This is a genomic window from Cupriavidus sp. DL-D2, from assembly GCF_039710735.1.
Lineage (GTDB): Bacteria > Pseudomonadota > Gammaproteobacteria > Burkholderiales > Burkholderiaceae > Cupriavidus.
This window is the reverse complement of record NZ_JBDKXK010000078.1, coordinates 1-838: the sequence shown is the minus strand read 5'-3', so window position 1 is coordinate 838 and position 838 is coordinate 1. Positions and strand designations below refer to the sequence as shown.

General features: G+C 62.3%; 1 protein-coding gene. It reads right to left on the bottom strand.

The features are described from left to right. Positions 1-264 precede the first annotated feature (264 nt). Entirely contained in the window at positions 265-660 is a 396-nt protein-coding gene (locus ABDB81_RS27310; RefSeq protein ID WP_137926494.1) for a hypothetical protein, read from the bottom strand. Positions 661-838 lie beyond the last annotated feature (178 nt).

Sequence of the window (838 nt, the reverse complement as noted above, 5' to 3'; positions counted from 1 at the left end):
GTCGCCGCTGTCACGGCCGCGGCAAACGACCTCGTCGCACAGCGCTTCCTTCTGCAACGGGATGCCGATGCCATCGTGGCACGCGCCGTGGCGAATCCGGTGTTGCCGTGATAGTGTCTCCCCTCTCCCGCGTGCGGGAGAGGGGTTGGGGGAGAGGGCGGGCGCATCAATCCGCGACCTGTCTCAATTTGAATCCCCTGCCCTCACCCTCGCCCCTCTCCCACTTCGCGGGAGAGGGGAGCAAACCAGCCTCTCGGCCCCGGGTCAGACCTTCACCATGCCAAACAGCACCACTACGGCAATCGGCGTGGAAACGAGCGATATCACTGCGCTTTGCTTGAGCGTCGCCTTCAGCATGACCACGAAGCCCAGCGAAAACGCCACGAACGTGACGACCGACCCGGCAACCGTGGAAAGCGTCGAGACCGAGCCGCCAGTCAGCTTGGCAAACATCGCGGCCGCAATCGCATTGAAGAGAATCGCCACGAGTACCGCCTTGAGCGATTCGATCACGGTGGGATCGTTGCCCGTCGCCATGCGCGCCACGATCTTGACCACGAACCCGATCATCACGCTGGCAACCACCATGGCAATGGTGACCTTGGCCGGCAGCAACATGGCGAGGAAGATAAATCCGGCAATCAGGAGAAGGAGGACCATTCTGTATTTACCTGTCAGAAAAATGCAGGCAGCACGCTAGCATGGCCGCCTTGAACGTTGATGGTCGGCGTAGTGGGGTGTGTGGGGGAGATACACCACCCTCTGACGGAGGGTTGTCGGGGTGGGGAGGTTTTCTCCCCTCTCCCGCGTGCGGGAGAGGGGTTGGGGGAGAGGGCGG